Genomic DNA, 24,569 nt, shown 5'->3' on the forward strand with positions numbered 1-24,569 from the left:
GTGTCAGGCGGCGGCAGCTACCGGTCTGCCGTCAATGTCGAGTGGAAAGAGTTCTTCCGGCGTCATCAGCCGCGGCAGGATGCCCTGGGCATGAAGCTCTCCGGCGAAATCGGCGATCATCTTGCGGTTGGGCGCAAAGCCGCTTGCATCCCAGCCTTCGGGCAGTTCGGCGGCGCATTTCAGAAGCTCGTCGAACATGAAGGGCGTCGTCTCGGCATATTTGCGCCGCTTGGAGAGCCACATGCGCTGCGATTCATCGATCAGGCGGCTGAGCTCTTCGATCACCCAGGGATGCTCGGCGGCGATCTCCGACTTGATGCCGATCAGGTGCATACCGGGTACATAGCCCACCTCGTCGAAATAGCGACGCTCGGCGCCACGGAAGTCCGAAAGAAGCTGGCGGAAAGGCGAGCCGCTGGCGAAGTAGCCGTCGGGCATGAAGGGCGTGAAGATCGCGTCGAGCGCGCCTTCCTTCAGCAGATCGACCATCGGGCGCTCGCCGGGAGCGGCTTCGATGCGCCCAGCGCGGCCGAAGCCGTCGAGACGGTCGACGATCGGATGCGCTTCGGTCAGGCGTCCCGCATACCACATGGCATCCTCGACGCCGACGCCTTCGCGGCGCACCGCAGCACGCGTCCAGGTGTTACCGGAGTCGCGCCAGCCGGTGACGCCGATGCGCTTGCCGGCGAGATCACCGAGTTCGCGCAGCTTGCTGTCCTTGGTCGTGACGATGCAGCGATGGCGGAAGCCGCGCATGATGAAGTTCGGAATGCCGACGACGCTCTCGTCGCCATCGATGCGCAGCTGCGTGTAGCGGCTGAAGGACATTTCTGCGGCGTCATAGCTGTCGCTCTTGCCGACATGCGAAAGCAGCGTGCCGACGCGATCGACCTTGATGTCGAGCTTTGGCGAGGAGACGTCACCGAGAACCAGTGGCGTCATGTAGTCCCAGTCACGAAGGGCGAGGCGTAAGGTCAGGGGCATGTGCATCTACTCTTAAAAAGCTTGTGTTCATGATCGATAAATGTTCAAAATACATTGATCAAATGTTATTACGTTATTGAACATTAAAAATGGCGCGAAAATGAGCGAAATACGGGACGCAAACTGGTTTGCTGAAAAATTGAACGATCGTACGATTCGGGGAATCGCGATTGAAACCAGTGCCTTGATCCGGGCCGGAGCGCTGCCTGTCGGCACCAAATTGCCGGCGATCCGCGATCTCGCCTTCGCGCTCGGGATCAGCCCCGCGACGATCTCCGAGGCCTGGAGCGAGCTGCGGCGGCAGAAAATCATCAGCGGCCGCGGCCGCAACGGCACCTGGGTCAGCGGCGACCGCTTCATTGCCAAGCCGGAGCGCCTGGCAAGCGTCGGCGACTATGGTGAGGGGGTGCTGGACCTCACGGCGGCTGTGCCCGATGTGCGCCTGCTGCCGAAGCTCGCTGAAGCCATGGCCTATGGCGCCTCGGCCGAGAACCTGAACAGTTACGAGCGCAGCCGCATCCTGCCGGAGCTGGAAGAGGCGGTCAGGCGTTCCTGGCCCTACGAGCCGGAAGCCTTTCTCGCGACCAATGGCGGCTACAATGCCGTCTATACGCTGATCCATGCCTTGGTAACGCCGGGAGCTTCGGTGGCGATCGAGGTTCCCACAGGCATGCGACTGCTCGACATCCTGGAAGACCGCGGCGTGCGCATCCTGCCGGTCCAATGCGATGGCGAGGGGCCGGTTCCGGCGTCACTGGAAGCGGCGATGCGGCTGCGCCCGGCAGCCTTCATCTTCCAGCCTCGCATCCATTCCGTCACAGGCCAGAGCGTCAGCGCCGGGCGGATGCAGGCACTGGCGGCGATCCTGAAAGATAGCGATACGCTGATCGTCGAGGACGACGGCGTTGCCGATATTGCGTCGGCACCGCGCCATTCGCTGGGCTCGCTCTATCCGGATCGCGTCATCCACATCCTGTCCTTCTCAAAGACCCATGGCCCGGATCTCCGGCTCGCGGTGCTTTCCGGCTCGCGGGCGATGATCGAGCAGATCCAGTCCTACCGCGCCTTCAGCGCCGGCTGGACCAGCCGCATCCTGCAATCCGCAGCCGCCTGGCTGCTCCGCGATCCCGCAACCGGCGAAACGCTGGAGCGGGCGCGCGACATCTACATCAAACGCCGCGCCGACCTGATCAATGCGCTTGGTGAGCGCGGGGTCGAGGCGGCCCATGGGGGCGGATTATGTGCATGGGTGCCGGTTTCCTCGGAGCCGTTTGCTCTGGTGACGCTCGCCGCCCGCGGCATCGCGGTTCATCCGGGCGCGAAGTTCTCGGTCCTGCCGAGCAGCCACCTGCGCGTTGCGACCGCCAACCTGACGGATCGCTGCCAGGAGGTTGCCGACGGTATCGCGCTCGCGGCCGTTCACCAGTGAGGAAGGATCATTCGCCGGCGGAGCGGCCGGTCGCCAGTTCCATCTTGCGCAAGCAGTCGTCATTGCCGGCAAAGCGGAAGATGCCGTAGACGGCGAGGCCGAGCTCGTCGCTGCCCGATATCGTCAGGCTGGCGGACTCGGCATTGCCGAAGCGCAGCGACAGGTCGTTCCACTGGTCGAAAATCTGCCGGTCTTCGCTGATGATCGCCTCTTCGAACTGCCGGTTGTCGCGGAATTCGTTGCTGGTGGCGTGATCGACCGTTTCGTCGGGTTTGCCGAGCTGCTGGCTGATCAGCGCATAGGCCTTGCCGAACAGCGCGCGGGTTTTCTTTCCGTCGCTGTCTTCGGCGATATAGGAGGAGACCGCCGAGATGTTGCAGATCCCGGTGCCCTTCACATAGGCGAGGATATATTCGCTGAAGAGGTCGCTCGCCTCCGGCGCGCCCTTGCAGACATATTGTCCGGTCGCGTCGCTCGTGCTGCTACCGCCGCCATCGATCGCCTCGCAGCCGAGCGTTGAGGGGCGCATGTCCTGCGATATGCCGAAAGGCAGCATCGCCGGCGCCGTCTCCTGCGGAGCGGCGGCGGGTGCGACGATTGCTGCAGCAAGAGCAATCGGAAGCATGCCGAAATCGAAAGCCATCATGTCCTCGTCAGCGATTCCGCATCAGTCAATCGCATGCCGGGCACGCGATTTCTACCGTTTGGAAAACGCAGCTGTGGACAAGCCCGTTCCTTCACGATTGCGCATCGGCCGGTAACATAGCCGCAGCAAAGCCTTAGCGGACGGGGAGCATCATGCGCCGGGCGGCCTGCTTGCCGCCCGCTTGGAGGTCGATCAGAGGCCGGCCGGACTAGCGGGCAGCCTTCAGCCGGAAGCGAGCTTCCAGATGATTCCAGCCGCGGCGCAGCAGCTCGACGATGATGATGTAGACGATCGCCGCCGCAATATAGAGCTGGAAATCATAGGTGCGCTGGAAGGCAAAGCGCGTGGCGCCGAGCAGGTCGTAGACGGTGACGACGCTGGCGACCGCGCTGCCTTTCAGCACAAGCACAACTTCGTTGCCGAAGCCGCGCAGGCCGTGGCGGATTGCCTGCGGCACGACAACGAGGAAGGTCGCCAGGAACGGCCTCAGCGCCAGCGCTTTCGCGGCTTCCATCTGTCCGCGCGGAACGGCGAGCACCGCGCCGCGGAAGATTTCCGACTGGTAGGCGGCGGTGTTGAGGCTGAAGGTCAAAAGCACGCAGAATTGCGGCTCGCGGAACAGCTGCCATAGGCCGAGCGCCTGCAGTTCGGGCCGGAACTGTCCGGAACCGTAATAGACCAGGAAGACCTGGGCGAGCAGCGGCGTGCCGCGCACCGCATAGGAATAGGCGAAGGCCGCAGCCCGCACCGCCTTCGGGCCGGACAACCTGGCCCAGGTCAGCAGCGCGGCGAGGACGGCGCCGAGCATGATGGAGATGACCGTCAGCTCGATGGTGACGAGCAGGCCAGAAAACAGGCGTCCGCCATATTGCTGGAAAACGTCGAGATCGATCATCGCGCATGCCCCCATCCACGGTTGGCATAGCGTTCGAGCGCAATCAGCACCGTGCTCGAGAGCATCGTCAGCAGCAGATAGATCGTGCAGGCGGCGGCATAGAAGAGAAAGGGCTGCTTGGTCTGGCCCGAGGCCAGATAGGCCTGGCGCAGGATGTCGTCGAGCGCGATCACCGAGACCAGCGACGTTTCCTTCAGCAGCGCCAGCCAGCAGTTGCCGAGGCCGGGCAGGGCCGGGCGCAACAGCTGCGGGAAGATCACCTTGAGAAACAGCGGGAAAGGTTTCAGGCCGAGGCTGAGACCGGCCTCGATCTGGCCGCGGTCGATACCGCGGAGTGCGCCGAGCAGCACTTCGCTGGAATAGGCGGCAAAGACGGCGCCGAGCGCGATGACACCGGCGATGAACGGGCTGAGTTCGAGATTGACGCTATAGCCCATCCATTCGCCGACGGTGCGGATGGCGATCGACGAACCGTAATAGATGAGCAGCAGCGTCAGCAGTTCGGGCAGGCCGCGAAAGGCTGTCGTGAAGCCTTCGCCGATTGCCCGCAGCACTTTGCTGCGGGCATTCTTCATCAGGGCAAGGCCAAGCCCGAGGGCAAAGCCGAACGGCAGGGTCGTCAGTGCCAGCTCGATCGTCAGCAATGTGCCGGCGAGGAGCTGGCCGCCCCAGCCATTCGCGCCAAATCCAAGGGTTTCCATGGCCTTTTCGTCTCCGGGCGCGACGGCTTAGTAGATCGAGAAGGGGAAGTACTTCGCGTTGATCGTCTTGTAGGTGCCGTCAGCGACGATATTGGCGAGCGCCTTGTTCAGCTTGGCTTGCAGGTCCGGTTCGGCCTGACGGATGCCGATGCCGACGCCGTCGCCGAGATAGTGCGAGTCCTTGATGTCGTTGCCGGCGAGCTGGCAGCAGTCATTGCCCGACTTCTTGAACCACTCGGTCAGCGTGATCTTGTCGGCCATGACGGCATCGACGCGGCCGGCGACGAGGTCGAGCAGGGCTTCGTCGACGGTGCCGTACTGGCGCACGTCGGCATCCTTGTACTTGTCTTCGATCAGCGTCGAGAAGGTCGAGGAGGACTGCACGCCGAGCGTCTTGCCCTTCAGGTCGTCAGGCGTGTTGCCTGCGAGGGGCGCGGACTTCAGAACCGCGAGCGCACCGGCCGTGTGGTAATAGGGGTCGGTGAAGGCGATCTTCTTCTTGCGCTCCTCGGTGATCGACATCGAAGCGACGATCGCGTCGTAGTGGTGGGCGAGCAGGCCCGGAATGATGCCGTCCCAATCCTGGGCGACGATCTTGCACTCGACCTTCATGTTGTCGCAGAGCGCCTTGGCGATATCGACGTCGAAGCCGGCGAGCGTACCGTCGGCCTGCTTGAAGTTGAAGGGCGGGTAGGCGCCTTCGGTGGCGATGGTCAGCTTTTCCTGAGCGAAGGCGGAGGATGCCGAAAGGCCGAGCAGGCCGAGTGCGGCGAAAGCGGCCGCAGCGATAGTTCTATTCATGTCTCAGTTCCCTTTATCTTTATGAGGTGGTTGCCAAAGGCCGGCCGGCGGGGGCGCCGGATAGCCTCAAATTTCCTCCTGGAGCGCCTTGGCTCCCGGAGAATTCCTGCCGCTCTTCTTGTCTCTCAGATCCTTGAGATGCTTGTAGAGCGTCGCTCTCGACATCCTCAGCACCTCGGCGATGTACGGGGTGGCATTGCGGATCGAGAACAGTCCCTGATTGTCGAGAATGGAGACGAGCTCGCTGAGATCGTCCTTGCTGAGGCCGGCTTCCGTCAGATGCCGCTCGCGCAGATAGGCGTCGATCGTGGCGCTGACGACCTCTTTCCAGTCGCTCTTGAACAGCGCTTCCGGCGGTTCGGAGGGCGGCGAGAACTGGATGAGGTTGCGGATGAATTCGACCGCACCCTCGAACACCGAAATGTCGAGGTTGATGCAGAGCAGCCCGACCGGCCGGTTGGCGTGGTCGCGCAGCACCGCGGTGACCGAGCGCAGCTGGCGGCGGTCCCAATTGGTCTTGCGATAGGGGCCGATGACGGAGGAGTCGATCGAGATCGCCACTTCCACATCGGTCATCGAGGAGTCCCCCGGCCGGCGCTTGGAAAAGGCGTTGGCGATAAAGGCGATGTTGCCGGTCGCAAGGTCGTGCAGCACGACTTCGGCATGCGGCTGCAGCAGCGTCGCAATCGCCTGGCAAACGGGAACGTATGGCTTCAGAACTTCCTTCATGCTTAACGGTTACGCCCTGTAAGACATTTTGTCAAACAAGACATATTGTCTCAAATCTCGTCCGGGTATAGGAAGTGTTCAGGGAGGAAGTGGATTGCGTGCCGTTAGCTGCGAAATCGCTACTTAAGGCTGGATTTCATAGCATCTGACGTCGCGGAACCGCCTTTTCTCGAGCAGAGGTTGAGGATGCAGACGCAGTGTCTCCCCATGGATTTTTTGTCTAGTCTTCGGCCCGCTGAGACGATCGCCCGTCAGCATTCAAGAATGGAGTTTTATGTGAGCATTTCTGAGACCATCGAAGCGGCAGAACGCCGCATCCGCCCTTACGCACGCGAAACGCTGCTGGAGGCATCGCCGACTTTCTCGGACAAGATCGGCCAGGAAGTTCTGCTGAAACTCGAAAACCTGCAGCATACCGGATCCTTCAAGCTGCGCGGCGCGCTGAACAAGATCCTTGCCATGGGCGATGAGGCGGCAAAGACCAAGGTGGTCACCGCTTCCTCCGGCAATCACGGTGCGGCCGTCGCTTACGCGCTGCGCGTCATCGGCGGCAATGGCCTGGTCTTCGTTCCCGAGGGCGCCTCGCCGTCGAAGGTTGCCAACATCCGCAAGCTCGGCGCCGAAGTCGCCTTCTACGGCGATGACAGTATCGACACGGAAATCCATGCCCGCGCCTATGCCAAGGAGCATGGCTGCCTCTACGTTCCGCCGTACAACGACTATGAGGTCATGCGCGGCCAGGGCACGATCGGCGTCGAGCTGATGCGCCAGAGCGCCGGTCAGCCGATCGACAATCTTTTCGTCTCCGTTGGCGGCGGCGGCCTGATCGGCGGCATCGCCGCCTATATGAAGGCAGTCTCGCCGAAGACCCGCATCATCGGCTGCTCGCCCGCGAATTCCTGCGTCATGGCGCGGTCGGTCGAGGCCGGTTCGGTTCTCGATCTGCCCTCCGACGATACGCTGTCCGACGGCACCGCCGGCGGTCTGGAATCCGACACGATCACCTTCCCTTTCTGCCGTGATCTCGTCGACCATTGGGTCGATGTCTCGGAAGAAGAGATCGCCGAAGCCATGCGCACCTTCATCGACGGCCATCACATGCTGCTCGAAGGCGCTGCCGGCGTGGCGCTGGCCGGTCTCGGCAAGGTCGCTCCCGAGTGGACCCGTGGCCGTTCGGTCGCCGTCATCTGCGGCGCCAATGTCAGCCGCGATGTCCTGAGGAGCGTCATTTGACCTCCTCCGCCCGTCTTTTCTCGCCTGAAGAAATCCGCAGCCGCCTGACGGCGATCAATCCGGTCGTCTGTGTCGAGGAGGCGTTCCGCGCCTTCTCGGCGGGCGATGCGATCGTTCCGGCTCCGGGCGAGCTGATCTTCGATAATCCGCCCGGCGATGTGCACATCAAGTACGGCTATATCGGCGGCGGCGAATTCTATGTCGTCAAGATTGCCTCGGGTTTCTATGAAAACCCGCGCCATGGCCTGCCGAGCAGCAACGGTCTGATGCTCGCCTTCGAGCGCCAGACCGGGGCGCTTGCCGCCATTCTCGACGATCGCGGTCACCTGACGGATATCCGCACGGCAGCCGCCGGTGCGGTCGCGGCAAAATATCTGGCGCCCGCTGAGGTCGACACGATCGGCGTCATCGGCACCGGCATGCAGGCGGAACTGCAGGTGAAATTCCTGCAGACGGTCCGCCCCTGCAAGAACGTGCTCGTCTGGGGCCGCCGTAAGGAGGGCGCCGAAGCCTATGCCGAAAAAATGCGGCAGGACGGCTATTCGGTGACCGTTGCCGGAAGTGTCGAGGAAGTGGCCGAGCGCTGCCGGATCATCGTCACGACGACACCGAGCATCGTCCCGCATCTGCACGGCGCGATGATCCGCAAGGGCACGCATATCACCGCAATGGGCGCCGACACGCCAGAGAAGCGCGAGCTGCATGCCGATGTCTTTTCGGCGGCCGACATGGTCGTCGTCGACAGCCGCGTCCAGGGATCGCTTCGCGGCGATCTGAAGGGCGCGCTCGATGCCGGTACGGTGGATATCGGCCGCGTCAGCGAACTCGGCCAGATCATTGCAGGCGATGCCAAGGCGCGCTCCGGAGCCGACCAAGTGACGATTGCCTCGCTCACCGGTCTCGCTGTGCAGGACGTGGCGATCGCCTCGGCAGTGATTGCGGGAGACGCGTGATGTCACGCATGCAGGCCATGGTTTTCGGGAGTGAGTGCCGTGCTTGAGTTGATTGCAGATGCCTTTCCGGCCCTGAAGGCGATGCGCCACGAGATGCATAGGCATCCGGAGCTGTCGCTGGAGGAAGAATGGACGGCGGCCTTTGTCGCCGATCGCCTTCGCGAGCTGGGCATCGAGGTTCATACCGGCATCGGCGGCCATAGCGTCGTCGGTGTCATCCATGGTTCAGGACCCGGCCCGTCCGTGGCGCTGCGCGCCGATATGGATGCGCTGGCGATCCATGAACAGAGCGGTCTGCCCTATGCCTCCAAGACGTCCGGCAAGATGCATGCCTGCGGCCATGACGGCCACACGGCGATCCTGATCGGCGCTGCGACGCATCTCGCCCGCACCCGTCAGTTCCGCGGCACCGTCTACCTGTTCTTCCAACCCGCCGAGGAGCGCTATGGCGGCGCGCAGATGATGATCGACGACGGGCTTCTCGCCCGCTTCCCGGCAGAGCGCATCTTCGGCCTTCACAACTGGCCGGGCCTGCGGGCTGGTGCCGTCGTCGTCCATGATGGACCTGTGATGGCCGGAACCGGTGAATTCGAGGTCACCTTCACGGCGCGCGGCGGCCATGCGGCGATGCCGCATCTGACGGGCGACCCGATTTTGGCTGGTGGCCATTTCGTCACCGGCGTCCAGCAGATCGCGGCGCGCGCGATCGATCCCCTGAGCGCATCGGTCGTGACGATCGGCTCCTTCCAGGGCGGTATCGCCCAGAACATCATTCCGACGAAGACGGTGCTGACCGGCACCTTCCGTGCCTTCAGCCTCGATACGCTCAAGCTGATCCAGCGCCGTCTCGAAGAGATCGTCGGCTCCGCGGCCGCGATTGCCGGAGCGCAGGGCAGCATCCGGTTCGACGACGGGCTCTGCCCGCCGGTTGTGAATACAAGGGCGGAAGGCAAACTGATCCGCGACGTTGCCGCCGAACTCTTCGGCGAAAGCGAGCTCGAAAGCCTGCCGCCGACCATGGCGGGCGACGATTTCGGCGTCTTCCTGCAGCACCTGCCGGGTGCCTATATCTGGATCGGTAACGGCGAGACGGGCGAGGGCGCCGGCCTGCATCAGCCGGGTTACGACTTCAACGACGATATCCTGGTGCGCGGCGCAAGCCTTCTGGCGGCAACGGCAGAGCGGGCGCTGGCATGACGAGCGGAGGCGCAGCCATGGACGACCGCAGTTTCCTGGGTGACTTCTCGGCCGACTTTGCTTCGGCTCGCCACAAGTTCCGCGAGGCCTACGCCGGTGCCGCAAGGCTCGACGCCTTCCCGCATCCCGGGAAGGGACCGGATGGCGAGGCGCTCACCACTGACGTCGCCTATTTCGGCCGGGCGGACGCTCCCTATCTCGTCGTCTCGGTCTCCGGCACGCATGGCGTCGAGGGCTGGGCCGGATCGGCCTGCCAGATCGGCTGGATTCGTGCCGGCATGGCGCTGCCCGACGATGTCGCGATGCTGCATATCCATGCGATCAATCCCTGGGGCATGGCCTGGGACCGCCGCCAGCAGGAAGACAATGTCGATCTCAACCGGCACTATGTCGACTTCGCCAACCCGCCTGCCAATCCCGACTATGCGGAACTCTACGAGCACGTCATGTGCCCCGAAGACGATGCCATCAGCCGCAGGGCCGCCGATGCGGCGCTCGCCGCCTATCGCGAGCAGCATGGCCGCCTGACCGCCGGCATGACGCTGCAGGGCGGCCAATATTCCTTCCCCGATGCTCCCTCCTATGGCGGTGCTGCGCCGGTCTGGAGCCGCAAGACGATCGACGAAATCTTCGCCCGCTATTGCGGCAAGGCGAAGCGCATCGCCGTCATCGATATCCACACCGGTTACGGCCCCTATGGCTACGGCATTCCGCTCTGGCACATGCCGGGCGGGCCGCAGCTCGACAAGGCGAACATCCTGTTCGGCCCGACCATCGAGGCGCCGCTTGCTGGCGATCGTGCCCATGAGGAGTTCATCCAGCACGGCCATTTCTACGGCTATTGCGAAAGCCAGCTGCCGCATGCCGACGTGATCGCCATGTGCCTGGAATTCGGCGGCGAATGGCTGGCTGATGGCCAGCGCGCCCGGTTGGAGCGCAATGACGCGCTGCTGTGGCGCGATGCGGATCGCCTGTCCGGCGAAGCGCGCGCCGCCCGCCGACGCTGGCGCGATATCCACTGCCCCGACCGCGACGACTGGCGCGAAATGATCTGGTTCCGTGGGCGCCAGGTCTTCCGCGAGGTGGCCGAACGCATCCGCCTCAATGACGAAACACCAATGCCGAAATGACCCCAGCATGACATTACGCATCATCGACCAGCCCATCGTCCGCGAATTGCTGACCATGCCCGTTTGCATCGGCCTCATGGAACAGGCCATGCAGGCGACCGCCAAGGGCGAGACACTGCAGCCGCCGCGCTGGATCATCGGCCTGCCCGGCGATCAGGGCCGCGGCTTCGGCCTGATGCCCGGCGCCATGAACGCGCCGGCAAGCTTCGGCGCCAAGCTCACCGCGGTCTACCCTGAAAACGGTGCGAAGGGCCTGCAGTCGCATCGCGGCATCATCGCCCTCTTCGAGGCCGAAGGCGGCGCGCCGGTGGCGATCGTTCACGGCGGCGAGGTGACGGCGATCCGCACGGCTGCCGCGAGCGCGCTGGCGACCCGGCTTCTTGCGCGGCCGGATGCCGATGATCTGGCGATCCTCGGCTATGGCGAGCAGGCGCTGCAGCATCTGCGCGCCATGGCCGCCGTCCGCAAGCTCCGGCGCGTTCGCGTCTGGGGCCGCTCGGCCGAGCGTGCCGCGCATTTCGCCCGGGAAGGCCGGGAAGCCGTCGATTGCGAGATCGAGATTGCCCCGACCGTCGAAGCGGCCGTCGCAGGCGCGAGCCTGATCTGCACGGTAACAGGGGCGGCCGAACCGATCCTGGCAGGACGGATGATCAGCCCCGGCGCGCATATCAATGTTGTCGGCTCGAGCGTTGCCGCAGCCCGCGAGATCGATGTCGATGCCGTCGAGAAGGCCCGGTTCTTCGTCGACTACAAGCCTTCGACCCTGCTGCAGGGCGGCGAGTTTCTCGCTGCCAAGCGCGAAGGGCGCGTCGGCGACGATCATATTCTTGCCGAGATCGGCGAGATCCTCACCGGCAGCAAGACCGGACGCCGGACGGACGATGAGATCACCATCTACAAGTCGCTCGGCATCCCGGCCGAGGATCTTGTCTGCGCGCATTACCTTTATACAGCCGCTGCCGAGCGCGGGCTTGGCGCCAGCGTCGCTTTTTCATAGTCAGGACGGAGAAGGATCATCATGAGCTTGCTCGCCGATATCGAACGCGCCCGCAGCGCCGTTCAGCCGCACATCCACCGCACGCCGCTCTGGCGCTCCACCACCCTGTCGAAGATGATCGGCGAGGAGGTCTATCTGAAGGCCGAGCTTCTGCAGAAGACCGGTTCCTACAAGCCGCGCGGCATGATCTGGGCGCTGATGTCGCTCTCCGACGCCGAACGCGCTGCCGGTGCGATCACCTTCTCCGCCGGTAACGCGGCGCAAGGGCTTGCCTATGCCGGTGCAGTTCTCGGCGTGAAGACGGTCGTGATCATGGCGGCCACCGCCAACCCCACAAAGGTTCAGGCGACGAAGGACTACGGCGCGGAAGTGATCCTCCACGGCACGCCGCAGGAAGCCGCGCAGTTCTGCCTCGATACCGCCAAGGAGCGCGGCCTCACCTATATTTCCTCCTATGACGACGACGCGCTGATGACCGGCCATGCCTCGCTCGGCTGCGAGATCTTCGAGGATCTGCCGGATGTAGGTACGATCTTCCTCGGCATGGGCGGCGGCGGCATGGCCGGTGGTCTCGCCAAGGCGGCGATCGCGCAGGACCGCGCCGTCTCGCTCTTCGGCATCGAGCCGGAGGGTGCGCCCGCCATGTATGAAAGCCTGAAAACCGGCAGCGCCGTTCGTCTTCCCGTCGTCAAGACCATCGCCGATGGCCTTGCGGCGCCGAGCGCCGGTGTGAAATGCTTCGAGCTGGTGCGCCAGCGTTTCGAGGATGTGCTGCTCGTCAATGACGAGCAGATCGTCGAGGCGATGAAGCTGCTGATGCAGCGCTGCAAGCTGATGCCGGAGCCTGCCGGCGCGGCGGCTCTTGCCGGCCTGCTTGCCAATCGCGACCGCGTGCGCGGCAAGGGCCCGGTGGTCTGCGTCGTCTCCGGCGGCAATGTCGATCTTGCCCTGCTCAAGCAGTGGCTCTGAAATAATCTCTAGGAAAAAGCATATGCGTTTTGAAACTGATGTCAGGGAAAGCACGCTGGTCACCTTCGCCGCTGGCGAGGTGAAGGGCAGCGGCACGGTGCTGTTTGCCGGCGCCGGAGAAGACGGCAACACGCTCGTCGTCTGCGACAGCACGCCGGTTCATCCGGTGAGCTTCCGCTGGCCCGACCAGCCGGCCGACCGCGGCACCATGACCGGCGCCGATGGTGTCAGCCATCCTGTTGTTGATGCCCTGACCGGAATGGCCAATAGCGAGACCGGCGAGCTCGTGCTCGGCGAAGATGCCCGCGCGCTCGGCCGCACCGGCGAAGAATGGAAAAGCGTCGTCGTGCATGTCGTCAGCGGCGCGAAGCCGGCTATCGGTAGCGCCGTATCGATCGAGGTCGATGCCGATTACCGCCGCAAGCTCAGCGTCGCGCATACCGCCGCGCATCTCTCCGCCTTCGCGCTGAACCGCGCTTCCAAGGCTTACTGGACCAAGGAAGGTGCGGCCGTCGATAGCCTCGGCAGCCCCGATCTCGACAAGGAAGCGATCGTCAGCGCGTCGCTGTCGGAGAATGTCTCCGTCGATACCTACCGGGTGGGCAAGACGCTGCGCAAAAAGGGTTTCGAGCTCGACCGCTTCATCGCCGATCTGCCTGGCGTCATCGCCGCAGCAAACGAGACGTTGAAGGGCTGGCTCTCGGCACCGGGCGCGATCTCGCTGGCCCCGGTTCCGTCGACGCTCGATGCGCGCCGCCTGTGGCAGTGCAGCCTGGATGGCCAGGATGCGCAGATGTATTGCGCCGGAACCCATGTCGCCGATCTCGCCGACCTTGCCGAGGTCACCGTGCTGATCGAACCCGCCGAAAGCGGCTTCGTCATGCATACGAAGGCCGCCGGCCGCTAGGATCAAACACTCCTGGTGCCCGTTCGCTCAGCGGCCGGGCACCAGCCTCAGGCGGGTGATCTCGGAGGGTGCTGCAAGCCTCAGCGGCGGTCCCCAATAGCCGGTGCCGCGGCTGGTATAGACCCAGAGATCGCCGAGCTTTGCCAGCCCGTGAACGAAGGGCTGCTGCAGCCGCACGAAGAACATCCATGGCAGGAACTGGCCGCCATGCGTATGGCCGGAGAGCTGCAGCGTGAAGCCTGCCTCCGACGCCGCTGCGGCGCTGCGCGGCTGGTGGGCCAGCAGCAGGCGGAAGGGCACATCGGGCGCACCGTCGATCGCCTTTGCCGGGTCGCTCTCATGCGCCGGGTCGAAATGACCGCCGCCGTAATCCGTGACTCCGGCGACCACAGCTCGGGCCGTACCGTGGTCGATCACCACATGCTCGTTCATCAGCACGTTTAGCCCGAGGCGGCGGAACTCGGCGATCCAGGGATCGGCGCCGGAATAATATTCGTGATTGCCGGTGACGAAGAAGGCGCCGTGGCGGGCGGACAGCGCCCTCAGCGGCTGCGTATGTGACAGCAGCTGTGAGACGGAACCATCGACGAGATCGCCGGTGACGGCGATCAGATCCGGCTCCAGCGCATTCACCGATGCAACGATCCGTTCGACATAGCCACGCTTGATCGTCGGGCCGATATGGATGTCGCTGACCTGGACGATGGTGAAACCATCGAGATCGTCATCGAGCCCCGCTATCGGCACATCGACCGTCTTCACCGGCGCGACGCGGCGGGCGGAATAGAGCCCGAGCAGGCTGAACGCCAGCGCCAGGACTGGAACGGCGACAGCGCTATAGGCTGTCAGCGGCGGGAGCGCCTGCGCGTTTCCGGTCATCCAGGCGACGATATTGGCGGCCATCAGAATAATGTCGCGCAGCACCGTCAGCGCCAGCAGCGAGGAGAAGAAGCCCATCGCCGAGAGGCCAGCCCAGGCAATCCGGTCGGAAAGCGGCTGCCGGGCAATGCGCCGGGCCGACATGCCGAGCGGGATCAGGATGAGCGATGCGAGAAGGAAGACCACCGCGAACCAGGTGACCCAGCTACCTGCCGGGACGGCGGAGGTCAGCCGGATGCCGACATAGAGATGCAGCAGGATGCCGAACGTCAGAACGCGGGCGAAAAACGAGATTGGAAGCATGGTGGCCTTGGAGCAGGGACGGGCGGTATCCCATCCTATATGTGAGGGCCGCCTGCATTATGCAAAGGGCCTCGAAGCGAGGCCGGCAAGGCCGGCCCCGCATTGATTGGGCGAGGCGTCAGCCTGCCGCGGCCATGGCCGCTTCGAGGCTGCGGCCGTCATTGGCCCAGAGATGCTCGATCTGCTGCGCCGTCGGGTCCGGGAAGATGTAGGCGTCGCCGTTTTCGAGGCCGCGCACGATGTTGGCGGCAGCATGCTCCGGCGTCACCTTCTGCAGCGGGATATGTTTGGCGAGGTCGGTATCGATCGGGCCCGGATAGATGCCGATGACATCGATGCCCGAAGGCTTCAGCGTGCCGCGCAGCGTCTGCGTCAGCGAGTGGAGCGCCGCCTTCGAGGCAGAGTAGCCGCCGAGCGGCGGAGCGGAAACGAGGCCGACGATGCTGACGACATTGACGACCGTGCCCGAACCGCGGGCGGCAAAACCCGGCACGAAAGCGCGGATGACGCGGAGCGTGCCGTAATAATTGGTCTCCATGTCACCGTTCAGCTCCTCATGCGAGCTGGTGATGAAGTCATTGAAGGCCAGGCTACCGGCATTGTTGAGCAGCACATCGACATCCGGAGCGGCGGCGAGCGCCTGCGCCACGGAGGCGTCGCTGGTGACGTCGAGCTGCAGCGGCACGACGCGCTGATCGCCGAAATCGGGGAGCGAGGCAAGATTGCGGGCGGTGGCGTAGATCTTCTTGACGCCGGCTCCGAGCAGTTCGCGCACGGTTGCCGCGCCGATGCCGCGGTTCGCGCCAGAGACGAGGACGACCTTATTCTTCAGTGACATGACATTCCTTCCCGAGCGTTGCTTCGGCAAATAGGGCAAGATGTAAACCGATCTGTTTACATGAAGGATGAGATAAACAGATCTGTTTACCTTGTCAACGTGATTTGCTAATAGGTCTCTGAAACGCAGGGAAGGTGATGATGTCCGCGACGACCGCGATGCCGGCGAAAAAGCTTGAACTCCTGAAGCTCGCCTTCGAGCGCTTCTATGACGGCGGCTTCCATGCCACCGGCATCGACAGCGTCATGGCCGAAAGCGGCATCTCGAAGCGCACGCTCTACAAATATTTTCCGTCAAAGGAGGATCTGATCGAGGCGGTGCTCGATTATTACGGCGAGGGCATTGCCGACGCCTATTTCGCACCGGCGTTAGCCGCCGACAGCGATCCGCGCGCCCAGATCCTCGCCTGTTTCGACAGCCGCCGCGTAATGCTGGAGGCCGACCGGCGCGGCTGCCTCGGCGTGCGCGCCTCGCAGGAATATGCCGGCAAGCATGAGGGCATCGCCGCCCGTGGCGAACGGCTCGGCTACTATGTCGAGCAGCGCTTCATCGAGATGTGCGCCCGCTTCGGCGCCGCTGACCCGAGCGCGCTCGGAAAGCAGATCGCCGTGCTGTTTCAGGGGGCGCTGGTGATGGCGCAGGTCTGCCGCAACTCCGATCCCTTCGCCTCTGCCACGCTGGCCGTCGGCACCCTGCTCGACAATGCGGCGCGGGCCGGGCGAGCCTAGGACGGCTCCAGCGCCATGACGAGGCTGGCGTTCTGCCCGCCGAAGCCGAAGGAGTTCGAGATGACGGCGGAGACCTGCTTGTCGCGCTTGCGGTTCGGCACCACGTCGAGCGCGATCGCCGGATCGGGATTGGCGTAGTTGATCGTCGGCGGCAGCGTGCCGGTCAGCATCGTCTGCAGCGAGAAGACGGCCTCGACGGCACCGGCCGCGGTCAGCGTATGGCCGATCATCGACTTGTTGGAGGATAGCGGAATGCCTGCGAGCGCATCGCCGAAGACCGCCGACATCGCGCCATATTCCATCTTGTCGTTCTCGGGCGTCGAGGTTCCGTGGGCGTTGATATAGCCGATGCCGCTTTCATCGAGACCGGCATCGGCGAGTGCAGCGCGGATCGTCGCGATCGCCGGGCCGCCATCGGGTGATGAGCGGGTGCGATGGAAGCTGTCGGCCTTGTCGCCTGCGCCCTTCATGATGCCGAGGATCCTTGCACCGCGGGCAACGGCGGCTTCCAGCGATTCCAGCACCAGCGTGGCGGCGCCTTCCGCTATGACGAAACCATCGCGGTCCTTGCTGAACGGCTTGGAGGCCTTGCTCGGCGGGTCGTTCTGGGTCGACAGAGCGGAGAGCAGCGAGAAGCGGATCAGCGCTTCGGCGCTGAGCGAGCCATCGGTCGCGACCGTCAGCGCCCGCTCGGTGCGGCCTTGGCGGATGGCCTCGATGCCGAGCTGGATGGCGGTAACGCCAGACGCGCAGGCCGTCGACAGCGTCACCGGCAGGCCGCGGGTGCCGAAGCGATCCGACAGCCGCTCGGAGATCGCGCCGAAGAGTGCGGCCTCGTAGAAATCGGGATCAGTTCTCGATCGCATTGCGGCAAGGAAGCGCTTGTAGCCATCGCCCGGATGGTCGGATGGCGGCGCGCGGTCGGCGAGCTCGAAGCGGGCGCTCCACTCCGGCTCGATCGGCGGAGCCGCCAGAAACAGCGGGCCGTTGAAATCGCCGGAGAGGCCGGCCTGCGCCAGCGCTTCGATCGTGGTTTCGCGGGCGAAGGCATAGGCGCGCTCGACGGCGTTCGGCGCGGGAACGCCGATGAAATCGACGGTGCCGGCGATCCGCGTCGAGAGCCCTTCTGTCGGGAAGCGGGTGATCTCGTGAATGCCTGAGGTTCCCGATGTCAGGGCATCCCAGTTATCCTTCATGCCCTGACCAAGCGAGGTGATGATGCCCATGCCGGTGACGGCGACAACCGGTCGGCCGAGGTGATCCCTGTAAGTCATTTCATTGCTCCTGATCAGTGACCGCCGCCGCCTGGCTGCGCACCCTTCGGCGGGGTGACGTTGCGCAACAGCGGCACAAGCGCGGTGGCGAAGACGAAGGCAACCATGATCACCCGGAAGGCATCGGCATAGGCCATGGTCGAGGCTTCGCGATAAGCGAGCTTGAAGAGTTGCTTCAGCGCTGCGGTATGGCCGTCATTGATGCTTCCGGCGACCTCCGAATAACGCTGGGCAACGCCGCCCGTCAGCCGCTCCATGGCGCCGTTTGCGGGCGTCAGGTTGGAGGCGATGGCGTTGAAATGCATGTTGGTACGGTTGTTGATGATCGCCGCGCTGACGGCGATGCCGACGGCGCCGCCAAGATTGCGCATCATGTTGAACAAGCCGCTTGCATATTTCAGCCGTTCCGGCGGCAGGCTGCCGAGGCCGAGCGTCACGCTTGGCGCCACCGCGAAGACCTGCGGGAAGCCGCGGAAGACCTGCGGCCAGAACAGCTCGTCGCCGCCCCAGTCATGGGTAATGTAGCTGAAGCCCCACATGGAAATGCCGAAAGAGGCAAGCCCGAACATCATCAGCCAGCGGATATCGTAGCGCTTGGCGAGCATGATGTAGAAGGGCACGCCAATCATCGATGCGGCACCCGTCGAGAAAACGGCAAGTCCCGTCTCCCAGGCATTGAAGCCGCGCACATAGCCGAGAAACAGCGGCGTCAGGTAGATGGTCGAGAAGATGCCGATGCCGGTGACGAAGGAGAGCAGGCAGCCGATCGCAAAATTGCGGTTTCCGAAGGCACGCAGATCCACGACCGGCTTCGAATAGGTGAGGCTGCGGATGAAGAACAGCAGGCTGGAGATGGCGGCGACCGTCGCGGTCGTGCGGATCGTCTGGTCGTCGAACCAGTTGGCGCGCGTACCTTCTTCCAGCGTGTATTCCAGCGTCCCGAGCGCGATCGCCATCAGCACGATGCCTGGATAATCGGCCTCCTTGAGGAGCTTCAGGTCGGGCTCGTCGATCTTCACGAGGATGGCGACGAGGACGGCAATCAGCGCACCGGGCACGACGTTGATGTAGAACAGCCAGTGCCAGTTCCAGGTATCGGTGATCCAGCCGCCGATGACCGGTCCGAGCGTCGGCGCGACCGAGGCGATGGTGCCGACGACGGCAGCGGCATAGACCCGCCGCGGGCCGTCGAAATAGTGGAAGGACGAGGTGAAGACGGTCGGGATCATCGAGGCGCCGAGCAGACCCTGCAGGGCGCGGAAGACGATCATGCTGTCGATGTTCCAGGCGAGCCCGCAGAGCATGCTGGTCATGGTGAAACCGGCAGCCGAGGCGGCAAACAGCCAGCGTGTCGAGAACACGCGCGTCAGCCATCCCGATAGCGGGATGACGATGATCTCGGCGATCAGATAGGCGGTCTGCACCCAGCTGATCTCATCCTGCGAGGCCGACAGACCGCCGCCGATATCCTGCAGCGAGGAGGCGACGATCTGGATGTCGAGCAGGGCGATGAACATGCCGAAGCACATCACCACGAAGGGCAGCAGACTGCGAACCCAGCTTTGCTGGGCAGGCGTGACGGGGGCTGTCATTGTCCACTCCTGTCAGGGGCGCGTGTCGACCGTGACTGTCGTCGACAGGCCGGGGCGCAGCACCTGATCCTTGAGAGAAGCATCGTCGAGCGTGACGCGAACCGGCACGCGCTGGACGATCTTGGTGAAGTTGCCGGTGGCGTTTTCCGGCGGGATGACGCTGAAGGTGGCGCCGGTCGCCGGCGCGATGCTGGTGACGGTGCCGTTCAGGTCATGGCCGGGATAGATGTCGGCGACGACGGTGACCTTCTGGCCAGACTTGATGACGGCGAGCTGGTCTTCCTTGAAGTTGGCATCGATCCACAGACCCTTGTCCGGGATGACGCTGAGCAGATAGCTGCCATCGGAGACGAATGCGCCGATCTGGGCGGCGCGGTTGCCGACATAGCCGTCAACCGGCGAGCGGATCTCGGTATAGCCGAGGTTCAGCCGGGCGGTCTCGACATCGAGCTTGGCGCCTTCGAGCGCCGATTGGCCCTGGGTGATCTGGGTGTTCAGCACCTGGATTTCCTGCCGCGCCGCGGTGAGCCCGGCCTCGGAGGCGTTGACGGCGGCCTTCGCCTGCATGTCGGCCATCACCGCCTTCTGGGCGTTCTGCTCGGTGCCTGTGCTCTGGCTCGCAAGGTTCTTGTAGCGCACGGCGTCGATCTCGGTGAAGTCGGCGGCTGCCTTCTTGGCGGCGAGATCGGCTTCGGCCTGCTTGACCAGCGATGCCTGCATGTCCGACTGGGCGTGCAGATTGTCGAGGCTGGCCTGCTGTTCGCGCACGGCAGCTTCGGCGCGGTCAAGTGCCGTCTTGAAGGTGCGGTCGTCGAGGCGCACAAGCAGCTGCCCGGCGCTGACATGCTGGTTGTCGCCGACGAGCACGGCCTCGATATGGCCGGAAACGCGCGGCGAGAGCGCCGTGGTATTACCGCCGATATAGGCGTCGTCGGTGGTCTCCAGGAAGCGGCCGGTCTGCGACCAGTAATAGCCACACCAGCCGGCGCCGCCTGCAATGGCGATGAGGGCAAGAATGCCGAGCGGGCGCTTGAGGCTTCTCTTCGGCTTCAGGGCAACGGCGCCCTGCGAGAGTTCGGATTCAGTCACGACCTTATTCATGGCCATGCTCCAGTCTTATTGTTCTTGGTTGGAAAGGGGCAGACGCTCGATCAGCGCCGTGCCCGGCGCCTCCGAACGGAAGGGGTAGCGGGCCTGCAGCGTCTCGCCGGCGGCGGGACCGGCAGCAACGTCGTATTGCGGCTTGGCGAGCGGGTTGCCGGTATTGCGGTCGACCAGCACGGGATCGGCCCAGGCGCCGCTCTCCTTGTCGACGATGACAAGGCTCGGTCCTTCCGGCGCAAAGTTGCGGTTGCTCCAGGCGATCATCGACCAGATCACCGGCCGGAAGTCTTCGCCGCAGGCCGTCAGCACATATTCGAAACGCTGCGGCCGCTCCTGATATTGCCGGCGCTCGAACAGCCCGGCCTTCACCAGAGCATCAAGGCGGCGGGTCAGCGTCGCGGTGGCGATGCCGAGGCTCTTCTGGAAATCGTCAAATCTCGTCACACCGCGCATCGCGTCGCGAAGGATGAGGATGCTCCACCATTCGCCGACGCGATCGAGGCTGCGGGCCACCGGGCATTGCATGGATTTGAAGCTCTTATTCTGCATCTCGCCACCTAGTAGCTTTCATCATTGAAGTTACAATACGCCGACCAATTGCATTTTGCAAGCGGTTCGTGACCGGTCGCTTAAACAGGGTAAATTCGACGGCGTCGAAGCCCGGAAATCATGGCTGGGATACGGATGAAAAATTTCAGACATCAAACCGGATGTTTGTAATTTTTCATATTGACAGTATTATGAAAAAAAATGAACATACGACCATAGCTTCAGAAAAAAAGGGAACAGCTATGGACACGACACCGGTATTTTCCGGCTTCATCGATGAGTTTGGGCTTTGGACGGAAGAGCAGCGCGAAGCGGCGCGCGACATTGCGGCGCTGGTCGATAGCGGCAAGCTGAAGACCTTCCGCGTCTCGGTGCCGGATGCGCAATCCAAGCTGCGGTCCAAGACGCTGCTGCCCGATGCCTTCAAGTCGGCGCTGCGCGATGGTGTCGAGTTTACAAGCGCATTCTTCAGCTTCGATTCCGCCGAAGGTGTCGCCTACAATCCGTTCGGCAAGAGCGGCGGCATCGGCCTCGACGAGATGCATGGCTTCTCCAACGCGATCCTCGTTCCCGATCCGCTGACCTTCCGTGTGCTGCCCTGGGCGCCGACTGTCGGTTGGGTGCTCTGCGATATTCATCTGCGCAGCGGCAAGCCGGTGCCCTTCGATGCGCGCCACCAGCTGAAGTCGTCGATCTCCCGGTTGAAGACGCTCGGTTTCGAGCTGGTCACCGGTCTGGAAGTCGAATTCTACGTGACCCGCGTGCTCGACCAGAATCTCGGCGAAGAGCATATGGGCGGGCTCGGCGTGCCGCCGACGCCGCCGACGGTCGAGGCGCTTTGGCGCGGTTTTGCTTATATGTCCGAGGACCAGCAGGACCGGATCAGCGAGATTACCGATTCCCTGGCCGACAACTGTCTCGGTCTCGGCCTGCCGCTGCGCACCATGGAAGACGAGATGGGGCCGGGGCAGCTGGAATTCACCTTCGACGTTCAGGATCCGCTGAAGGCTGCCGATTCCATGGTGCTGTTCCGCTCGATGGTGAAGCAGACCATGGCCCGCATGGGCCTGCACGCCACCTTCATGACCCGGCCGATCTTCCCGAGCTTCGTGGCATCCGGTTGGCACCTGCACCAGAGCCTGTCGTCGCCCGGCAATCGCAATGCCTTCGTCGCCGCGCCGGGCACCAACGAGCTGCTTTCCGCAACCGGCCAGGCCTATGTCGCCGGCCTCCTGGAACATGCGGTCGAGGCTTCGGTCTTCACCACGCCGACGGTCAACGGTTACCGCCGCCGCAAGCCGAATTCGCTGGCGCCGGACCGCTCCACCTGGGGCTATGACAACCGCGCCGCCATGGTCCGCGTCCAGGGCCGGCCCGGTCACCGCTCGTCGCATATCGAAAACCGCATCGGCGAGCCGGGTGCCAACCCCTATCTCTACATCGCCTCGCAGATCCTCAGCGGCTGCGACGGCCTGGAGCGGCAGCTCGATCCCGGTCCGGTCGAGGCCAGCCCCTACGAGGCGGCACACCGGCCGAAGCTGCCGACCAATCTGATGGAAGCGACGGCTGCCCTCGACAAGAGCCAGTTCTTCAGGGCGGCGATGGGCGATCAGTTCATCGATTGGCTGGTCGGCATGAAGAAGAGCGAAATCAACCGCTTCCTCGCAGCCGAGCCCGACTGGGAGAAGAACCCCGATGCCGTGACCCAATGGGAGCATCGTGAGTATTTCACGCGCTACTGAGACGGCAGCAACAAAGGAAAATTGACGTGAACGTTCACACTGCACCAAGGGGCTTCGGTCATCTGATCGAAGACCGGCGGGTTCACCGTACCCTTTACACAGACGCCAGCATCTTCAATCTCGAGATGAGCCGCATCTTCGGCGGCACCTGGACGTATCTCGCTCACGCCAGCGAGCTGCCGAACCCGAACGATTTCGTGCGCAAGCGGCTCGGCCTGCGCCCGGTCATCGTCACCCGCGACCGCGAGGGCAAGTTCCACGGCCTCCTGAACCGGTGCACCCATCGCGGCGCGACGATCTGCCGGCAGGACGAGGGCAATGCGCGCCGCTTCACCTGTCCCTATCACAACTGGTCCTTCACCAACACGGGCGAGCTTGCCGCCGTGCCGATGGAGGAGGGCTACGGCCCGTCCTTCGACAAGAGCGAGCTCGGCCTCGGCAAGCTGCGCGTCGAGAGCTATCGCGGCTTTATCTTCGGCACGTTCAATCACGATCTGCCCGACCTGAAGACCCATCTCGGCCCTTCGGTGCAGCTGCTCGACGAGTGGCTCGACCGCTGGCCGGGCGCCGAGATCCAGCTGCGCCGCGGCGCCCACAAGCTGATGTGCGCCGGCAACTGGAAGCTCATCTACGACAACGCCGCCGACGGCTATCACCCGGGTTTCTCGCATGCCTCGCTGCTGCGCATGCGCAAGGATCGCTATGGCGGCGGCGTCGACATGCAGTGGACGCTGGGCAACGTCGACGACGGCCTGCAGACGGTTGCCGATACCGGCAATGGCGGCACCTTCATCGACCAGCGCGCCGAGATCACCCGCTACTGGGACCAGTCTGCGCCGATGCCGGGCGAGGATGCCTATGCGCGCATCATCCGCGAGCGTCTGGGCGAAAAGGGCGAGGATGCGCTCGACGTCGTCATGGGTTCGGGCATGAACCTGAACATTTTCCCGAACCTCCTGATCATCGGCAACCAGATCCAGGTTCTCGAACCGCAGAGCGTCAACCAGACCCATATCAACTGGTATGCGACGGCGCTCGTCGCCGACGATCTGCCGGATGAGGTCAACTCGCTGCGCATGCGCCTACAGGAGGATTTCCCGTCCTTCGGCGAGCCGGATGATCTCGCCAATTTCGAAGAATGCCAGTCCGGTCTCGAAATCGAGGAAGTCGCCTGGGTGCAGACCAGCCGCCATCTCGATACCGGCAAGGAATATATCGGCGCCAAGGGCATGCTGACCGGCCCGGTTTCCGATGAACTGCCGCTGCGCGTCTTCTGGCGGGAATGGCTGAAACGAATGGAATCCGGCAACGCATGGGTGACGCAATGAACATCAAGACAGACCCGATGCAGGGCGGCTTCACGCTCGACGACATCCTGCGCGACACGCTGGACTCGACTTATATCGACGATGCCTATTACGCCAAGCTGCGTCATGACATGGTCGAGTGGGACGGCAAGGGCACGCTGCTCAGCGAGGCCGAGCGGCATATCTACGAGGCGCTGATCACCGAGGAAAACTGGCTGCTCGACCGGCGCGCCTTCGAGCGCTGGTATCAGCTTTACAGCCGCAAATGCGTCTACTGGGTTCCGGCGGTCGGCGATCTGCCCGATCCTGTCAGGGCCGATCCTCAGCGCCAGGTGACGATCGCCTTCGACGACCGCCGCCGTCTCGGCGACCGCATCGTCTGGCTGCGCACCGGCGTTGCCTATTCCCAGCTTCCGCCCTCCTACACCTCGCATATCAGCACGGCCTTCGTGCGGATGCCGTCGGAGAACAAGTCGGAAGTGAAGGTGCGCTCGCAGTTCCTGATCCAGGAGATGCGCGCCGGCCACGAGATCCAGACCTTCAGCGGCTGGATGGGGCACGTCTTCGTCGAAGAGGACGGGATCACCAAGATCGACCGCAAGGTCGTCTGCCTGCTCGATGCCCCGCGCAGCCACCACAACATGACGTTCCTGCTGTGAGATAAGATGATGAACGCCTCTGC

At 63.8% G+C, this 24,569-nt stretch carries 24 protein-coding genes; 12 read left to right on the top strand and 12 right to left on the bottom strand.

From position 1 onward, the window contains the following. Window positions 1–3: 3 nt before the first annotated feature. Complete coding sequence (locus ACQZ5H_RS09435) at window positions 4–984, bottom strand: nitrate ABC transporter substrate-binding protein (RefSeq protein WP_449097471.1); 981 nt, start codon at window positions 982–984, stop codon at window positions 4–6. Between the two features lie 100 nt (window positions 985–1,084). On the opposite strand from ACQZ5H_RS09435, the gene ACQZ5H_RS09440 reads away from it, so the two are divergent. After that, the gene (locus tag ACQZ5H_RS09440) at window positions 1,085–2,413 is read left to right on the top strand and encodes an aminotransferase-like domain-containing protein (RefSeq protein ID WP_449097472.1); all 1,329 of its coding nucleotides are present in this window, start codon (window positions 1,085–1,087) and stop codon (window positions 2,411–2,413) included. Between the two features lie 7 nt (window positions 2,414–2,420). Here the strand turns inward: ACQZ5H_RS09440 and ACQZ5H_RS09445 are convergent, their stop codons facing one another. The 5 genes from ACQZ5H_RS09445 to ACQZ5H_RS09465 all read right to left on the bottom strand — a co-directional run bounded on the left by ACQZ5H_RS09445 (window position 2,421) and on the right by ACQZ5H_RS09465 (window position 6,185). Beyond that, a complete protein-coding gene (locus tag ACQZ5H_RS09445) occupies window positions 2,421–3,056 on the bottom strand; it encodes a hypothetical protein (protein WP_449097473.1) in 636 nt (211 codons plus the stop codon). Window positions 3,057–3,267: 211 nt separating this feature from the next. Continuing rightward, window positions 3,268–3,954 (bottom strand): ABC transporter permease, encoded by a 687-nt coding sequence (locus tag ACQZ5H_RS09450; protein WP_449097474.1) that lies wholly within the window; start codon window positions 3,952–3,954, stop codon window positions 3,268–3,270. Further along, on the bottom strand, window positions 3,951–4,655 hold the full coding sequence (locus ACQZ5H_RS09455; RefSeq protein WP_130280397.1) for an ABC transporter permease subunit: 705 nt from the start codon (window positions 4,653–4,655) through the stop codon (window positions 3,951–3,953). Before ACQZ5H_RS09455 ends, ACQZ5H_RS09450 begins: the two co-directional genes overlap by 4 nt. Window positions 4,656–4,682: 27 nt before the next feature. Continuing rightward, a complete protein-coding gene (locus ACQZ5H_RS09460; protein ID WP_112714637.1) occupies window positions 4,683–5,456 on the bottom strand; it encodes a lysine/arginine/ornithine ABC transporter substrate-binding protein in 774 nt (257 codons plus the stop codon). 66 nt (window positions 5,457–5,522) lie between these two features. Next, window positions 5,523–6,185, bottom strand: a complete 663-nt coding sequence (locus ACQZ5H_RS09465; protein WP_199625627.1) for a helix-turn-helix transcriptional regulator — start codon at window positions 6,183–6,185, stop codon at window positions 5,523–5,525. 276 nt (window positions 6,186–6,461) lie between these two features. Between ACQZ5H_RS09465 and ACQZ5H_RS09470 the strand changes: the two genes are divergently transcribed. Genes ACQZ5H_RS09470 through ACQZ5H_RS09500 form a run of 7 tightly spaced genes read left to right on the top strand, consistent with a single transcriptional unit; the run spans window position 6,462 to window position 13,571 of the window. Then, on the top strand, window positions 6,462–7,418 hold the full coding sequence (locus ACQZ5H_RS09470; protein WP_449097475.1) for a threonine/serine dehydratase: 957 nt from the start codon (window positions 6,462–6,464) through the stop codon (window positions 7,416–7,418). Beyond that, the gene (locus ACQZ5H_RS09475; protein WP_449097476.1) at window positions 7,415–8,371 is read left to right on the top strand and encodes an ornithine cyclodeaminase family protein; all 957 of its coding nucleotides are present in this window, start codon (window positions 7,415–7,417) and stop codon (window positions 8,369–8,371) included. Before ACQZ5H_RS09470 ends, ACQZ5H_RS09475 begins: the two co-directional genes overlap by 4 nt. Window positions 8,372–8,410: 39 nt before the next feature. Continuing rightward, window positions 8,411–9,568 (top strand): M20 metallopeptidase family protein, encoded by a 1,158-nt coding sequence (locus ACQZ5H_RS09480; protein ID WP_449097477.1) that lies wholly within the window; start codon window positions 8,411–8,413, stop codon window positions 9,566–9,568. A gap of 17 nt (window positions 9,569–9,585) precedes the next feature. Next, window positions 9,586–10,698 carry a DUF2817 domain-containing protein gene (locus ACQZ5H_RS09485; protein ID WP_449097478.1) on the top strand — a complete coding sequence of 371 codons (1,113 nt, stop codon included), beginning with the start codon at window positions 9,586–9,588 and terminating at the stop codon, window positions 10,696–10,698. A 7-nt stretch (window positions 10,699–10,705) separates the two neighbouring features. After that, window positions 10,706–11,695 (top strand): ornithine cyclodeaminase family protein, encoded by a 990-nt coding sequence (locus tag ACQZ5H_RS09490; RefSeq protein WP_449097479.1) that lies wholly within the window; start codon window positions 10,706–10,708, stop codon window positions 11,693–11,695. 21 nt (window positions 11,696–11,716) lie between these two features. Then, window positions 11,717–12,664, top strand: coding sequence for a threonine ammonia-lyase (locus ACQZ5H_RS09495; protein ID WP_449097480.1), 948 nt, complete (start codon window positions 11,717–11,719; stop codon window positions 12,662–12,664). 22 nt (window positions 12,665–12,686) lie between these two features. Further along, window positions 12,687–13,571, top strand: coding sequence for a hypothetical protein (locus ACQZ5H_RS09500; RefSeq protein WP_449097481.1), 885 nt, complete (start codon window positions 12,687–12,689; stop codon window positions 13,569–13,571). A 27-nt stretch (window positions 13,572–13,598) separates the two neighbouring features. On the opposite strand, the gene ACQZ5H_RS09505 is transcribed toward ACQZ5H_RS09500, so the two are convergent. Beyond that, entirely contained in the window at window positions 13,599–14,753 is a 1,155-nt protein-coding gene (locus ACQZ5H_RS09505) for a metallophosphoesterase (RefSeq protein ID WP_449097482.1), read from the bottom strand. A gap of 118 nt (window positions 14,754–14,871) precedes the next feature. Then, window positions 14,872–15,591: an SDR family oxidoreductase gene (locus tag ACQZ5H_RS09510; protein ID WP_203430255.1), complete on the bottom strand. Its 720-nt coding sequence runs from the start codon at window positions 15,589–15,591 to the stop codon at window positions 14,872–14,874. 140 nt (window positions 15,592–15,731) lie between these two features. Between ACQZ5H_RS09510 and ACQZ5H_RS09515 the strand changes: the two genes are divergently transcribed. Beyond that, window positions 15,732–16,319 (top strand): TetR/AcrR family transcriptional regulator, encoded by a 588-nt coding sequence (locus ACQZ5H_RS09515; RefSeq protein ID WP_449097483.1) that lies wholly within the window; start codon window positions 15,732–15,734, stop codon window positions 16,317–16,319. Here ACQZ5H_RS09515 and ACQZ5H_RS09520 read toward each other — a convergent pair. The 4 genes from ACQZ5H_RS09520 to ACQZ5H_RS09535 are packed head-to-tail and all read right to left on the bottom strand — an operon-like array spanning window position 16,316 to window position 20,838. Continuing rightward, window positions 16,316–17,593, bottom strand: coding sequence for a beta-ketoacyl-ACP synthase (locus tag ACQZ5H_RS09520; protein ID WP_449097484.1), 1,278 nt, complete (start codon window positions 17,591–17,593; stop codon window positions 16,316–16,318). The two genes, ACQZ5H_RS09515 and ACQZ5H_RS09520, sit on opposite strands and share 4 nt — an antisense overlap. Before the next feature lie 14 nt (window positions 17,594–17,607). After that, window positions 17,608–19,185 (bottom strand): DHA2 family efflux MFS transporter permease subunit, encoded by a 1,578-nt coding sequence (locus ACQZ5H_RS09525; RefSeq protein WP_112714615.1) that lies wholly within the window; start codon window positions 19,183–19,185, stop codon window positions 17,608–17,610. Between the two features lie 12 nt (window positions 19,186–19,197). Beyond that, window positions 19,198–20,286 carry an HlyD family secretion protein gene (locus tag ACQZ5H_RS09530; protein WP_449097485.1) on the bottom strand — a complete coding sequence of 363 codons (1,089 nt, stop codon included), beginning with the start codon at window positions 20,284–20,286 and terminating at the stop codon, window positions 19,198–19,200. Between the two features lie 15 nt (window positions 20,287–20,301). Further along, a complete protein-coding gene (locus tag ACQZ5H_RS09535) occupies window positions 20,302–20,838 on the bottom strand; it encodes a winged helix-turn-helix transcriptional regulator (protein WP_449097486.1) in 537 nt (178 codons plus the stop codon). A 242-nt stretch (window positions 20,839–21,080) separates the two neighbouring features. Here ACQZ5H_RS09535 and ACQZ5H_RS09540 point away from each other — a divergent pair, with 242 nt between their 5' ends. Genes ACQZ5H_RS09540 through ACQZ5H_RS09550 form a run of 3 tightly spaced genes read left to right on the top strand, consistent with a single transcriptional unit; the run spans window position 21,081 to window position 24,546 of the window. Further along, window positions 21,081–22,580 (top strand): glutamine synthetase family protein, encoded by a 1,500-nt coding sequence (locus ACQZ5H_RS09540; RefSeq protein WP_413712014.1) that lies wholly within the window; start codon window positions 21,081–21,083, stop codon window positions 22,578–22,580. Between the two features lie 26 nt (window positions 22,581–22,606). Continuing rightward, complete coding sequence (locus ACQZ5H_RS09545) at window positions 22,607–23,908, top strand: aromatic ring-hydroxylating oxygenase subunit alpha (protein WP_449097487.1); 1,302 nt, start codon at window positions 22,607–22,609, stop codon at window positions 23,906–23,908. Beyond that, window positions 23,905–24,546 (top strand): aromatic-ring-hydroxylating dioxygenase subunit beta, encoded by a 642-nt coding sequence (locus ACQZ5H_RS09550; RefSeq protein ID WP_449097488.1) that lies wholly within the window; start codon window positions 23,905–23,907, stop codon window positions 24,544–24,546. Before ACQZ5H_RS09545 ends, ACQZ5H_RS09550 begins: the two co-directional genes overlap by 4 nt. Window positions 24,547–24,569: the final 23 nt, after the last annotated feature.

Source organism: Rhizobium sp. 21-4511-3d (assembly GCF_053522545.1).